Origin of the sequence: Brevibacillus sp. DP1.3A (genome assembly GCF_013284245.2) — a bacterium.
Lineage (GTDB): Bacteria > Bacillota > Bacilli > Brevibacillales > Brevibacillaceae > Brevibacillus.
Map to the genome: position 1 here is coordinate 2,761,085 of NZ_CP085876.1, position 12,925 is coordinate 2,774,009.

Consider the following 12,925-nt stretch of genomic DNA (forward strand, 5'->3'; position numbering starts at 1 on the left):
AGCTTCAAGGTAGGTGAGACATCATGACGATCCAATGGTTTCCTGGCCATATGGCTAAAGCACGTCGTCAAGTAACGGAAAAGCTGAAGTTAATCGATGTAGTCATTGAGCTTCTCGATGCACGTCTGCCGCTTTCCAGCCGTAATCCGATGATTGACGAGATTGTCAGTGATAAACCACGTTTGATATTACTTAACAAAGCAGATTTGGCGGATGAACGGGCAACAGATGAGTGGATTTCTTATTTTCGCAAACAAGGCATTCGCACATTGCCGATTGATGCCCTGAGTGGTAAAGGTGTCAACAAGCTCCCAGAAATGTGTAAGGAGCTAGCTGCTGACATGCTGGCAAAGCGCAGTGAGCGCGGGATGCAAGGTCGTGCCATCCGCATTATGATTTTGGGAATCCCCAATGTCGGCAAGTCTTCCCTCATTAACCGCTTGTCCAAGCGCTCGGTAGCGGCAACAGGTGATCGACCAGCGGTAACCAAGGCGCAACAATGGGTAAAAATGGGCGATACACTAGAGCTTCTCGATACGCCTGGTATTCTTTGGCCGAAGTTTGAAGATCAAATGGTAGGTCTGCGATTGGCGGCAAGTGGGGCAATTAAAGACGAGCTCATCGATTTTACGGAGGTAGCATTATTTGTTATCAGCTATATGATGCACTACTATCCGGAACGCCTGATCGAACGCTTCAAGCTAAAAGAATTGCCTGAGGATCGAGTAGAAATGCTCGAAGAAATCGGGAAGAAGCGCGGATGCCTCGTTTCTGGCGGAAATATCGACTACGACAAGGCAGCGGAAATTTTCCTGCGTGAGCTGCGTTCCGGCAAGCTGGGAACGATCTCAGTCGAGCGCCCGATTGACTGGGAAATGGACGAACCGATAGGTAAGCCAGTATCTTTTCCAGAATAAGCTTTTCAGCCATCTAAAACCTGTCTATCGATATATACGGTAGGCAGGTTTTTTACTATGAGGATCGGTAAGGAGAAATGAGTCAATGAATCTAGCGGATATGTCGATAAAAGAAATACGAGTGACGATGGAAAAGTTGGACGAGGTACCCAAAGATTTTTTACAATTGCTGAAAGAAGATAAAAGAGCGGGTGTACAGGCTCTAGCGAAGCAGGTGGAAGTAGCGATTGCGCGTCAAGAAAAGCTCGCACAGATGTGGGCTGACATGACTGTATATGAGAAAGCCATGTTTGAGAAGGGGCATCAGTACATATTCGGAGTTGATGAGGTCGGAAGAGGTCCATTAGCTGGTCCAGTGGTCGCGTGTGCCGTGTGCCTGCCCAAGGATTTTTACTTGCCAGGCCTGAATGACTCGAAGAAAGTACCTGTATCCACCCGGGAGGCTTTTTGCGAAATCATTCAAAGGGATGCACTTGCTGTGGGAATCGGAATTGTCGATGCAGCAAGAATCGATGCGATCAATATATTAGCTGCTACAAAAGAGGCGATGAAGCTGGCGATCCAACAGGCAGGTAAATCTCCAGATGCTTTACTGATTGACGCTGTGCAGCTAACCGGAATGGATTGCGAGCAGGTTCCGATTATCGGGGGAGATGCCAAGAGTGTCTCGATTGCAGCCGCATCGATCGTAGCGAAAGTCACCCGCGATCGATTGATGGCCCAGTATGCCGAACAATATCCAGCCTATGGCTTTGACAAACATGCAGGCTACGGCACCCCTGAGCATCTGGCAGCAATCGCTCGATTTGGACCTACACCGATTCATCGCAAGACATTCACTGGCGTAAAAGAACACGCCTAACAAGTGCTAGTAACATATTGCTTACAGGAGGAGGATCTGCATGTTTTCCCCGTCGCAACTTATTCAATCATTCGTGCAAAAAGCACCCATATCCGCTCCGAAGCCGGTTGAGCTTACTCCCGGACAAGTGTTTAAAGGCACGGTAATCAAGCATTACCCGGACAATATGGCGCTCGTACAAGTCGGGGGAATGCAGGTTCAGGCGAAAATGGAAGCAAGTCTGGAACCGGGCCAGAAAGCTTGGCTGCAAGTCCAACCATCAACAGGTGTCGTCACGTTGAAGGTTTTGGAAAACGTCGGAGAAGGAGCTGGCAAAGACGCATCTCTAGAAGGGCTAATGCGGTCACTAGGGATTGCCGATACAAAAGAGAACAAAGCGATCGTGCAAGCTCTGCTTGGTGCCAATCTTCCTGTGAATAAGGAAACGATACAAGCTTTTTCAGCCGTGGCTGGGCGTTTAGGCGTAGACAATGCCACTATTGAGGCATTCATGACTGCCATGAAACGAAATTTGCCACTGACTCCCGATACAATCGCAGGGCTCAAAGCTTTTTTATCAGACAAGCCAATGGGGCAGCTCATACAAAATCTGCTGCAGCAAGCCTCACTCTTTTTAGAGGGAGAGGGCCAGACTTCACAGCCGACTGGGCAGGTGTCTCAAAGCCAATCACAGCAAGTCCCCGGACAAGCTAATGCAGCAACGGGAGATGTCAAACAGCTTGTTAGTCAGTTAAAAGAAAAGTTGACGGGACTCTCTTTCCTTATCGCGGGTAACGATGGTGCAGACGAGGGACTGGCGGTCAAACAAATGCCACAAGGGAATCAGCCCAATCAAGCTGCTTCTCAGAACGTGACTGGAGGAAGCCAGACTCAGCCGCTGCCTGGGCAGAGCGGTCAGCCTTCATCGCAAGTCCAGACATCGCCTCAACCATCAACGCAGGCTTTCAGTAACATACCATCGCCATCACAAACTGTTTTGTCAACTGTTACCACTGAGACAGTACCTGCACCAAACACTGTAACAAAGCAGGTGGAATCGCAGCAAAACGTCATGACCGGAAAGAGTAATCAGTTGCTGCCTAACCAGACCAGTGGTCCAAGCGTCGAGTCAAAAATCGCTCGAAACGAGCCATTGCCTACTCCTCAGTCATTACAGATGAATCAGGACACGGTCCAAAACAAGCAGATGGCAGAGCAAAGGGCCGTAGTGACAGATGCGGGGCAAAAAGTCATTCCACAAATGATGTCTCAAGCATCTGGTGCAGCGAATGGAGCCACAGCTGCTAACCCGATTGCTGAATTGTTTCGTCATTTAGGCGTAACCCACGAGAGAGAATTGATGGGACAGGCATTTTCACAAGGGGCGATCGATTCCCATTCAGTAAAGCAGATGGATACAGTCAAATCCCTCTTGCTGCAAATCAGTCAAGCGCCAGCTCAGGCACTTCCAACCGCCTTGCGTGAAGCTGCTGATCAACTGCTGCAACAAGTGACCGGACAACAATTGATGATGGTACAGCCCTCTAACCAAGCTCTGTCTCAAATCGTTATGCAAATTCCGATTCGCCAAGCAGATGGGGATGAGACGGCTTTTGTCCAAATTGAGTCGAAAAAGAAAGGCTCTGGACAGCTTGATCCCGAGAACTGCCGTCTGTTCTTTCATTTGGAACTCCAAAGTATGGGGACAACCATGATTGATGTAAGTATCGTGAATCGAATCGTTAACCTGCAAATTTTTAACGATACGCCATGGGTGGAAGCACTCATTCAAGGGTCCAAGGATCGTTTTGCTGACCAATTACAGGACGTTGGTTACCATCTATCGGCTATGCGAGTCCAGCCAGTTCCGGCCGAGCGCGGGAAGTCGACAAGTCCGATTCAAACCAAAGGCCCCATCCTGGCTGACTATAAAGGGGTTGACCTTCGCGTATGATGCCGCCATCCTCGTCAGAGCAAAAACGCAAACAGGCAGTTGCGCTAAAATACCAGGCGGGTATCATGGAAGCGCCAAAGATTGTGGCAAAAGGCAAGGGGTACGTAGCTGACAATATCCTAAAGACAGCAAAGGAGCATGATATACCGGTACAAGAGGACCCATCACTCGTAGAGGTTTTGGGCAAGCTGGATTTGGATCAACAAATTCCTCCGGAGCTGTATCAAGTTGTGGCAGAAATCCTTGCTTTTGTCTATCGCATCGATAAAGGCGGAGGACCCAAATAATGAGCGATCGCCGCCGTCTTCTTGGTCAAAGAGGAGAACAGCTTGCTGAAAGCTATTTAGTGAACAAGGGTTTCCGTATTGTCGATCGAAATGTTCGAACAAAACGTGGAGAAATGGATTTGATTGCTCTAGACGGGAACTGCTTGGTTTTCATTGAGGTTCGAACGAGGAGCAGCCATTTTTTTGGAACAGCAGGCGAGTCCATTACTTGGAAGAAGAAGCAGAAGCTGCGTGAGCTCGCCATCGAATACTTGCAAAAAACCTCACAGCCAATCCCTGCTTTTCGTTTTGATGTCATCGGGATATACACGGGTACATCTACGCAAGGTGGAGACTTCATGAAACCGGTCATTGAGCATTATGAGAGTGCTTTCTAGGAAAAACGGGCTCTTGACCACGGATATATTGGGGATACGTCTACAGCATCAGTCGCAGAGCCAGCGTACTATGTACTGTACTCGACGCGATGAAACTCCTCCAAGCATCAATATCCGCTTTCCGGCTCAAAGCTGGAAAGCACTTTTTTTGTGAAACGGATCGTTTCGATTCGTACAGACGAGCCCATAACTAGTATCACTTTTGCTTTGGAATCCGGCGCATAAACAAATGTTCGAAAGAAAAACAAATGTTTTTCAAAAAAATAGCCATTTTGGTGTGACATTTTTCCATCTCATTCGTCAATAGAAGTATAGGAAATAATTTGGAGGTAAAAACATGAAAAAGATTAAGAACAGTTTAATGAAAAACGTCTCCTTAGCGGTAGCAACTATTTGTACTGTTCAGTTTTCAGTAACAGGCATTGCTTCTGCACAAGTTGCGACACCAAAACCTATTGAAGCTTATAGCGTGGTAGCAAGCTCAGTTTCCAATGGCTTGAAAGCAAGCGTAGGCTCAGTGGACGTCACGATTGGGGATTCAGAAACCATTCGCCTTACTTATAATGGCAGCCCTATCGATAACGCATTGGTTGATTGGGAAATTGGTAGCTCTAGCATCGCTTCTGTCAACAATGGGGTTGTGTACGGTAAGAAAGTAGGAACGACTGTTGTTACTGCTAGATACAATGGTTATCGTGCTACAGTTAGAGTGACTGTTGACAGAGCTCAGACTCTCGAAGCAACGAAAACAGAGGTTTCTGTTAAAAAAGGCAAAAAAACAAACGTTAGTTTGAAATTTGCGGGTAGCAGTCTCCCTGGGTCAAGAGCGACTTGGAAAACCGCGGATAAAACTGTCGCAACTGTTGACGATGGTGAAATTAAAGGTGTAGGCCAAGGCAGCACTGTCATTACTGCTAGCTACAAAGACCAAGAGGTAGAAATCCGCGTTGATGTTGAAGGCGGAAATTCAGACGGTAAGCTGGAAGCAGATGTTACTCAGCTGAAAATGGAAAAAGGCGATAAAGAAACCATTAAGTTGACGTATGACGACGATAAAATTTCTGGTTCAAAAGCAACCTGGAAAACTTCGAAGTCCTCTGTAGCAACTGTAAACGATGATGGTGTCGTTACTGCAAAGGGCAAAGGTACAGCAACGATCACTGCAAAATACAAAGGCTACGAAGTAGAGGTTGATGTTTACGTAGGTACAGACAGTTCTGGTAAACTGGAAGCTGATGAAACCAGCATCTCTTTGAAAAAAGGCGACAGAGACACGATTCAACTAACTTATGATGATGACAGATTGTCTGGATCAAAAGCAACCTGGAAAACATCCAACTCCAGCGTGGCAACTGTTGATGATGGTGTCGTTACGGCAAAAGGCCAAGGAACTGCTACCATTACAGCAACATACAAAGGCGATAAGGTCGAAATTCGTGTTAAGGTCGATTACAACAACTCTGGTAAACTGGAAGTAAACGACAGCACGGTCTCCTTGAAAAAAGGGGAAAGAGAAACATTAACATTGAAATATGATGGTTCCACCATTAGTAATTCGAATGCATCTTGGTCCACATCCCGATCCTCAGTAGCAACAGTAAGCAGCTCTGGTACGATTACAGCAACAGGTAAAGGTAAAGCTACCATTACCGCTCAATACAAAGGCGAAAAAGTAGAAATTGAAGTGACTGTCGATAGCTCCTCAGGAATGCTGGAAGCAGACGATACGAGCGTCACCTTGAAAAAAGGCGAGAGAGAAACTGTAAAACTGAGATATGATGGCGACACAATTAGCAATTCAAAAGCATCATGGAAAACCTCTAAATCTTCTGTAGCAACCGTTACCAGCAGTGGTACGATTACAGCAAAAGCAAAAGGAAAGGCAACCATTACCGCTACGTATAAAGGCGAAAAAGTTGAAATTGAAGTGGAAGTTGGCAGCAAAGGCTCAAGCAAGCTGGAAGCAGATGACACAAGCATTACCATTAAAAAGGGTGACTCTGAAAAGATCAAACTCACCTATGATGGCGATGACATCAGCAGCTCTAAAGCAAAATGGAAGTCGAATAAATCTTCCGTAGCTTCAGTATCCAGCAGCGGTTCGGTAAAAGGTAAAAAGAAAGGTAAGGCCACTATTACAGCTGAATACAAAGGCTATGAAGTGGAAATCGAAGTAACAGTAAAATAATGGATGACAGGAAACTCGCTGAATCTTAATTGGTTCAGCGAGTTTTTTTCCAAGAGTAAGGAAACCCTGTTATTTGTTGTGGAGGAGGAATGACTCTTGAGAGAGATCATCTTGGAAAAGTTAAAAGAAATCGAGCAAGCGCATGACTTAAAAGTATTGTTCGCCGTTGAATCAGGAAGTCGGGCATGGGGATTTCCATCCAAAGATAGCGATTATGATGTACGGTTTGTCTATGTGAAGAAGCCAGAATGGTATTTGTCCATTGACGACAAACGGGATGTTGTAGAAGTACCGATCAATGACCTTTTAGATATAAACGGCTGGGATATTCGAAAAGCGCTTAAGCTATTTCGAAAATCGAATCCGCCCCTACAAGAATGGCTTGTATCAGACATTGTTTATCTCGATACACTTGGCTTTCGAGATGAACTGGAAAGGTTGCAAGGGGAAGTATTTTCGCCAAAGGCTTCCTTGCATCATTACCTCAGTATGGCAAAAGGGAATTTTCGGGACTATCTGCAAGGGGAGCAAGTCAAAATCAAAAAATACTTTTATGTGTTACGCCCGATTCTCGCATGCATCTGGATCGAAACGTATCATACGAATCCCCCCATTGGATTTGATCGGTTAGTTACAGAGCTGATAACCGATTCTACGTTAAAAGGTAAAATTTCTGAGCTGCTCCAAAGAAAAATAGCTGGGGATGAGTTGAACTTGGAGCCAAGGATCGAAGAGCTTCACCATTTTATTGAGGATCAAATAGAGCGTCTGACTGCACTGACTAGCCAATATACAAATGATCTGGAGGACCCAACAGACAAGCTGGATGAGGTATTTCGGAAGTATTTGCACAGGGCGTGGCTAATCAATTCGTTATGATGGAATCATTATGATAGATACGGAGGTACAAATATTCATGAAGGATCATATCCGAAAAGGTATAAAGCAACCTCTCGAAATTCACTTTGATCAACCAGATAAACCATACGGCTGCTTCTCCAATTTCTCTAGTCACCCAGTAGAGTTGGAAGGGGAACTTTGGACAACTTTGGAACACTATCTGCAAGCCAAGAAATTTTTAGGGACTACCCAAGAAAAAGAGATCATGCGCAAGGCATTACAAGCAAAAGTAGAACAGTACCCTGTCATTCGTGAAATTCTGCTCTCTACTGGGGATGCCACCTTAATCGATTGTACGAGCAACGATTCAGACGTACTAGGAAGATTATGGATGGAAGTGCGTAAAAGCCTAGATGGGTACCAACCGCATTTCTATTTGCCGCCATGGATTGTGTTTCCAGAAGAGCATCCTTATAGTTTGTGTTGGCGGATGGGATTTGGTGAGGACTATCTCATGCATTATTGGCCATGGCTAGAGGAAATGAGTGTGGATGCCAGGAAAGAGTATGACGCTTATTTTCCGGTACCAGAGGAATGGCAGTTTGAAGATTTGGATGAGGAGGAAGAATGAAGCTACTGTTCATTTGCAGCAGAAATAAATGGAGGAGCTTAACGGCAGAAAAGATTTTTCATGGGATCAATGACTATGATGTAAGATCAGCAGGTACTGAAACTGGGGCCCGTATTAAAGTAACAAGTGGCCTTATTGGATGGGCTGATCTTATTTTTTGTATGGAGAAAAAACATGTAAGGCGGTTACAAGAAAAGTTTAGCTTGGAACTGATGGATAAAAGGATCATTTGCTTGGGTATCCCCGATGAATACATATACATGGATGAGGAACTGATCGAGATATTAAAATCGAGTGTTTCCGCATATATAGAGATTCCGGATTAAGCTGTTATTATCCGTTGTCGATGTATCCCGGATTATTATGTATAATGGGGATGATATGGCTCGATCGCACTATCCATACTTATCGTAAAGCGAGGATTTTCACCATGAAGAAAAAACTTGTACTGGTTCTAGATGTTGAAGTAGCAGACAAAGCTGATATGCAGCAACTGGCAGATTCTATGTCCACAGCAATTCAATCCGTGGAAGGGATTGCCTTGCAAGACCTAGTCATGTTTGATAACGATGAAAACAATGCTGACAAGCTAATTGCTAACATAAAAAAAGAAATGTCCTAAAGAGGAGAGCAGTCCTGTGTTTTTCGTTTATGTTCTGGCTTACCTGATCGTTGCTCTCCTCTATGGATTTTGGACGATGAAAAGCCCACAGCTATGGGTTCGACTAACAGGAAATTTCATCATTCACCTATTTATTGCTGCAATTTTGAGTCTCGGTTACTTTTTTGCGTAAAGAAGTGGCTATGACCTGTAATGGGAGATGAGTGTATGGATTATCAAAAATTGAGTAAAGAATTGTCCTATGCGCTTCGTCATGCCCCCCATGAATATGAGCTTGAGTTAGACGAACAAGGATGGGTACCTATCAAACAATTGCTTTTGTCACTTCATGAACAGCGCAAGTGGCGAGCGGTTACCGAAGAAGATTTACATACGATGATTGCGTTATCCGAAAAAAAGCGCCATGAGATCAATCAAGGCAAAATTCGCGCCCTTTATGGACATTCAGTGCCGCAAAAGATCCAAAAGGAAGAAAAAGAACCGCCTGCGTATCTTTTTCATGGCACGCCGCAAAGATTCCTCGATTCTATTTTTGCTAGCGGGCTTGTTCCAAAAGGAAGACAGTATGTGCATCTGTCTGAAGACGTCCAAACAGCCCAGCAGGTTGGGAAAAGACGAGACGATCATCCCGTACTTTTGCGAATCGATGCGAGGCAAGCTTGGCAAGATGGTGTGAGGTTTTACCATGGAAATGAGCTCGTTTGGTTAGCAGATCACGTGCAAAAAGAGTACATTTCTATCTATCAGAAGTAGCTCGATTTGCTCGAGAAGAAACAACGCAGCATGAGAAAAGACTCGCATTCGATCGCGGGTCTTTTTTATATCAACGTTAATCGTAAGGAGGTAAAAGCGGCATGGAATTGTTGTTTGCTTTTCTACTGTTGGCAGGACTTTTTGCAATCTACGACGCGATTCGGAAGATGAACCAGAACATCGTAACACAAGTGGATCAAAACCAGCGAATCATTGAACTACTGAATGAATTGAAGAGAAAGCAGTGAGGTTAAGGGTGACTGAGCACGAGGGCGCAGTTGTCACGATAGGCGTGGAGTAAGCAGTTTATTACGTATTCTGCATGATGATCGATGAGTGGAAAATCGCTAATCAGGAGTAAATTGTAATTACATCCATCTGGCACGGTGTCGTCCCCCATCGTATTCAAATGGTTTCAGCAATAATACCCGTTTTAAATCGTTGGATAAAGTGATGCGGTCCAGTCCACCTTCGTTTTTACGCTTTTTCATAAAGATAAAGAATACCGTCGTCGATCGACCAACAACGCAATGAATGCCTCCAAACGCTTGTTTGCGAGGGTAAGTATTTTTCGAGGTCATTTACGATTTTTTCCCAATTTTGATCACTATCACTAATCTCAATGAACTCACCGTATACCAAGTCAAAAACGAGGTACCCCATTTCGTACTCAATGCAATCGATCTTATAGTAAGAGACACTGTATACTTCGTCCCAGTCTATTTGAACAGGTTCAGCATGTTCGTAGTGGATGGAAATTTGATGGCTATCAACAGTAAAAATCAAATAGAATCAACTCCTTACCTGTTTATTTGCAGTATACCTGTTGGAGTGAAAGTTTTCCATAGATGTATGGGGGAGTAGAAACTACTTGGGGAGAGTGCAGACGTCAAGTTTGGGAAGGAGTTAGATTTAGTGTCAATAGAATCAATAGTAATCACGGAATTCTTTAACAGTGTGGTCAGCTATCAATAAAAGCATTTTACTGTTCTATACCCAATACAAATGAAGTCCGAATTAAAGACTTTAGACAAATTTGTATAAACGTTCTGGCAAAAGCTCCAATTTACTTGCCCACCCCCTCTATCTTTTCCTACTCTAAAACCAGAGGGGGAGAGGACATGTACGCATGCAGTTATTCAGGCACTGTGCTCGGCATAGACGGTATGGTTGTCACTGTAGAAACAGACATAGCAAATGGCTTACCTCAATTCGATTTGGTCGGACTAGGCGGTTCAGCAGTAAAAGAAGCGAGAGATCGCGTTCGTGCTGCCTTGCGCAACGCAGGATACGACTACCCAATGCAGCGGATCACCGTCAACCTAGCACCAGCTGACCAGCGTAAAGAAGGCTCAGGTTTCGACCTTGCTATTGCCTTTGGAATTTTACTCGCCTCGAAGCAAATGCTCCCTAGACCAGAGAGAATACTCGTTCTAGGAGAGTTGGCATTAGATGGTTCTCTTCGCCCTGTAACGGGTGTACTTCCCATTCTGCTAGAAGCTAAAAATGCAGGATTTACCCACGTGATTCTCCCCGAACAAAATGCACCGGAAGCGCGGCTCGTCGACATTACCGTATTACCTTCGAGGAATCTTGAGGAGGCCGTGAGCTATTGGAAAGAAGGACTTCATAGTAAAAACTCAGACTTGATTTTTCCCGAATCTGAAACAGGTAAGACAAATGCGAACAAGTTGCCTCCCGACTTTGCTAATGTTTACGGACAGCAATTTGTAAAACGTGGCTTGGAGATCGCAGCAGCTGGATTTCATAATGTGATTTTGGTGGGGCCTCCAGGTTCAGGGAAAACTCTTTTAGCTACTTGCCTGCCTGGCATCATGCCCAACATGACCATTCATGAATCATACGAAGTGACGAAAATATACAGTATTGCTGGTCAATTGAAGCGGGAGAGTGGGCTCGTCGAAGAGAGACCTTTTCGTGCCCCACACCATACGATTACCGCTACTGCACTAATTGGCGGTGGTGCGCAAATTCCGCGTCCCGGAGAGTGTAGCTTGTCTCACGGTGGTATCCTCTTCCTGGATGAGATGCCCGAGTTTTCTCGACATGTATTAGAGGTACTGCGCCAGCCTCTGGAATCAGGGGTTGTCACGATTGGACGATCTAAGCAGGTTTTTACCTTCCCTGCTCGGCTTCTGTTAATCGGTTCGTGCAATCCTTGCCCTTGTGGATTCTTTGGTACTCGAGAGAAGCAAACCTGCTCGTGCTCTCCCCAACAAATCTACAAATACCGTTCAAAGCTCTCAGGTCCCTTGCTAGATCGCATCGATCTGCACATCGAGGTGCCGAGAGTACCCGTTCAACTTCTTCACAACAGAAAAGCAGAGGAGTCCTCAAAAGACATTCAGAAGCGAGTAGAGCAAGCGAGAGCTGTCCAATGCGAAAGATACCACTATCGTCCAGGATGTCCTTTTAACAGTGTGATGAATGGAGAAGAGCTGCGCCAATTTGCTCAGCTGGATAAGGAAGGACAAGAGATGTTGCAGCTTGCCTTCGAGACATTAGGTTTGAGTGCAAGAGCCTACGATAGGATTGTGAAAGTGGCGAGAACGATTGCAGATTTAGATGGGGCTTCTCGTGTTGATGCTGCACATGTAGCGGAAGCAATTCGCTACAGAGCATTGGATCGAGGGTTACTATTTTAAGAGTCCTGAATATATAAAAAAACCGTTAAATTTTGAGGTCTCAGTGCTAATACATCAAAGAAATGGACATTTACCCTCCTTGCTACGATGAAAAGAAAGAACATAGATGCCCTGAGGAAGAAACCATCATTTTCATTAATATTAGGCGTATATATGTAAATTTTAACCTCATTCAGACTCACTAGTTTCATCAAACAAAGTCTTATCTTCAGCAGTAAATTCTAATCGCAAATGAATACGGTACAAGATTTCAATTACTTCAGCAAATCCAAGCAAGAATATAGAAGGAATGATGGAATAAAACACACTGGTTAGAAAATGAAGAAAATTATCATTAAGATCGTCGAACCAAATATATAACCCGACGATAAAACCAACTATAGTAATAACAGACGCCAGAATCCGAATCCATCGAGCGTATTTATTTGTATAGCGTTTGAACAATACTCTCAACCCCAAGTATCCAATTTTGTGGAAAGTAGAAATCCTCAACATTTTGGTTAAGAAAACAGAGTAGGGCAGTAGTTATCACTCGCATCATTACATTTAGTCTCAAGTAAGTGGCATTCACTTTTTATCTTTTTCGTCATCGTATGTAGGCTTTCTAACAAATGGTTTGCCTTGATCTTCGCAAGCCCCAAAACGAATAAAGGTTCCTTGTACCTCTCGGAGGGATACTTTGTTTGCTCCTCTATCTGAATCTGGGTCCATAAATTGAAGGAGATCACCCTCTCAGAAGCAAAATGAACAGACATCAAATTCTCCATAATGGTAGAGCGATTTATAACCGCAACATGGACAAGTAAATTTTGTATTCACTTGAATTTGCTCACTTCCTAAAACCAAGAG

The 12,925-nt window shown here is 44.5% G+C and carries 15 protein-coding genes and 1 pseudogene; 14 read left to right on the forward strand and 2 right to left on the reverse strand.

Annotation, left to right across the window (positions count from 1 at the left end; translation table 11 throughout):
• Positions 1 to 23 precede the first annotated feature (23 nt).
• The 13 genes from ylqF (at position 24) to HP399_RS12890 (ending at position 9,658) form a co-directional block, all read left to right on the forward strand.
• Positions 24 to 917, forward strand: coding sequence for a ribosome biogenesis GTPase YlqF (ylqF, locus tag HP399_RS12830; protein ID WP_173617392.1), 894 nt, complete (start codon positions 24 to 26; stop codon positions 915 to 917).
• 85 nt (positions 918 to 1,002) lie between these two features.
• On the forward strand, positions 1,003 to 1,779 hold the full coding sequence (locus HP399_RS12835) for a ribonuclease HII (RefSeq protein WP_173617393.1): 777 nt from the start codon (positions 1,003 to 1,005) through the stop codon (positions 1,777 to 1,779).
• 40 nt (positions 1,780 to 1,819) lie between these two features.
• A complete protein-coding gene (locus tag HP399_RS12840; RefSeq protein WP_173617394.1) occupies positions 1,820 to 3,712 on the forward strand; it encodes a hypothetical protein in 1,893 nt (630 codons plus the stop codon).
• Positions 3,709 to 3,999, forward strand: coding sequence for an EscU/YscU/HrcU family type III secretion system export apparatus switch protein (locus HP399_RS12845; protein ID WP_173617395.1), 291 nt, complete (start codon positions 3,709 to 3,711; stop codon positions 3,997 to 3,999). The genes HP399_RS12840 and HP399_RS12845 overlap by 4 nt, the downstream gene beginning before the upstream one ends.
• Positions 3,999 to 4,376, forward strand: coding sequence for a YraN family protein (locus HP399_RS12850; protein WP_173617396.1), 378 nt, complete (start codon positions 3,999 to 4,001; stop codon positions 4,374 to 4,376). Before HP399_RS12845 ends, HP399_RS12850 begins: the two co-directional genes overlap by 1 nt.
• Positions 4,377 to 4,713: 337 nt before the next feature.
• Positions 4,714 to 6,564, forward strand: coding sequence for an Ig-like domain-containing protein (locus HP399_RS12855; protein WP_173617397.1), 1,851 nt, complete (start codon positions 4,714 to 4,716; stop codon positions 6,562 to 6,564).
• 96 nt (positions 6,565 to 6,660) lie between these two features.
• Positions 6,661 to 7,443, forward strand: coding sequence for a nucleotidyltransferase domain-containing protein (locus HP399_RS12860; protein WP_173617398.1), 783 nt, complete (start codon positions 6,661 to 6,663; stop codon positions 7,441 to 7,443).
• A gap of 37 nt (positions 7,444 to 7,480) precedes the next feature.
• Positions 7,481 to 8,035 (forward strand): NADAR family protein, encoded by a 555-nt coding sequence (locus tag HP399_RS12865; protein ID WP_173617399.1) that lies wholly within the window; start codon positions 7,481 to 7,483, stop codon positions 8,033 to 8,035.
• Positions 8,032 to 8,361, forward strand: a complete 330-nt coding sequence (locus HP399_RS12870) for a low molecular weight protein tyrosine phosphatase family protein (RefSeq protein WP_173617400.1) — start codon at positions 8,032 to 8,034, stop codon at positions 8,359 to 8,361. The genes HP399_RS12865 and HP399_RS12870 overlap by 4 nt, the downstream gene beginning before the upstream one ends.
• A 104-nt stretch (positions 8,362 to 8,465) precedes the next feature.
• On the forward strand, positions 8,466 to 8,657 hold the full coding sequence (locus HP399_RS12875; RefSeq protein ID WP_007719678.1) for a hypothetical protein: 192 nt from the start codon (positions 8,466 to 8,468) through the stop codon (positions 8,655 to 8,657).
• Positions 8,658 to 8,673: 16 nt separating this feature from the next.
• Positions 8,674 to 8,829 (forward strand): hypothetical protein, encoded by a 156-nt coding sequence (locus tag HP399_RS12880; RefSeq protein ID WP_173617401.1) that lies wholly within the window; start codon positions 8,674 to 8,676, stop codon positions 8,827 to 8,829.
• A 35-nt stretch (positions 8,830 to 8,864) separates the two neighbouring features.
• Positions 8,865 to 9,410 carry an RNA 2'-phosphotransferase gene (locus HP399_RS12885; protein ID WP_173617402.1) on the forward strand — a complete coding sequence of 182 codons (546 nt, stop codon included), beginning with the start codon at positions 8,865 to 8,867 and terminating at the stop codon, positions 9,408 to 9,410.
• Between the two features lie 101 nt (positions 9,411 to 9,511).
• Positions 9,512 to 9,658, forward strand: a complete 147-nt coding sequence (locus tag HP399_RS12890) for a hypothetical protein (RefSeq protein WP_007719672.1) — start codon at positions 9,512 to 9,514, stop codon at positions 9,656 to 9,658.
• 229 nt (positions 9,659 to 9,887) lie between these two features.
• Here the strand turns inward: HP399_RS12890 and HP399_RS12895 are convergent, their stop codons facing one another.
• Complete coding sequence (locus HP399_RS12895; RefSeq protein ID WP_173617403.1) at positions 9,888 to 10,196, reverse strand: hypothetical protein; 309 nt, start codon at positions 10,194 to 10,196, stop codon at positions 9,888 to 9,890.
• Between the two features lie 335 nt (positions 10,197 to 10,531).
• Here HP399_RS12895 and HP399_RS12900 point away from each other — a divergent pair, with 335 nt between their 5' ends.
• A complete protein-coding gene (locus HP399_RS12900) occupies positions 10,532 to 12,076 on the forward strand; it encodes a YifB family Mg chelatase-like AAA ATPase (protein WP_173617404.1) in 1,545 nt (514 codons plus the stop codon).
• 567 nt (positions 12,077 to 12,643) lie between these two features.
• Here HP399_RS12900 and HP399_RS12905 read toward each other — a convergent pair.
• Positions 12,644 to 12,895 (reverse strand): annotated as a pseudogene (locus HP399_RS12905) (CPCC family cysteine-rich protein).
• Between the last annotated feature and the right edge of the window lie 30 nt (positions 12,896 to 12,925).

Excerpts from the sequence above, each read along its gene's own strand:
- ylqF (WP_173617392.1), top strand. The coding sequence starts at position 24 with ATGACGATCCAATGGTTTCCTGGCCATATGGCTAAAGCACGTCGTCAA.
- HP399_RS12835 (WP_173617393.1), top strand. The coding sequence starts at position 1,003 with ATGAATCTAGCGGATATGTCGATAAAAGAAATACGAGTGACGATGGAA.
- HP399_RS12840 (WP_173617394.1), top strand. The coding sequence starts at position 1,820 with ATGTTTTCCCCGTCGCAACTTATTCAATCATTCGTGCAAAAAGCACCC.
- HP399_RS12845 (WP_173617395.1), top strand. The coding sequence starts at position 3,709 with ATGATGCCGCCATCCTCGTCAGAGCAAAAACGCAAACAGGCAGTTGCG.
- HP399_RS12850 (WP_173617396.1), top strand. The coding sequence starts at position 3,999 with ATGAGCGATCGCCGCCGTCTTCTTGGTCAAAGAGGAGAACAGCTTGCT.
- HP399_RS12855 (WP_173617397.1), top strand. The coding sequence starts at position 4,714 with ATGAAAAAGATTAAGAACAGTTTAATGAAAAACGTCTCCTTAGCGGTA.
- HP399_RS12865 (WP_173617399.1), top strand. The coding sequence starts at position 7,481 with ATGAAGGATCATATCCGAAAAGGTATAAAGCAACCTCTCGAAATTCAC.
- HP399_RS12870 (WP_173617400.1), top strand. The coding sequence starts at position 8,032 with ATGAAGCTACTGTTCATTTGCAGCAGAAATAAATGGAGGAGCTTAACG.
- HP399_RS12875 (WP_007719678.1), top strand. The coding sequence starts at position 8,466 with ATGAAGAAAAAACTTGTACTGGTTCTAGATGTTGAAGTAGCAGACAAA.
- HP399_RS12885 (WP_173617402.1), top strand. The coding sequence starts at position 8,865 with ATGGATTATCAAAAATTGAGTAAAGAATTGTCCTATGCGCTTCGTCAT.
- HP399_RS12890 (WP_007719672.1), top strand. The coding sequence starts at position 9,512 with ATGGAATTGTTGTTTGCTTTTCTACTGTTGGCAGGACTTTTTGCAATC.
- HP399_RS12900 (WP_173617404.1), top strand. The coding sequence starts at position 10,532 with ATGTACGCATGCAGTTATTCAGGCACTGTGCTCGGCATAGACGGTATG.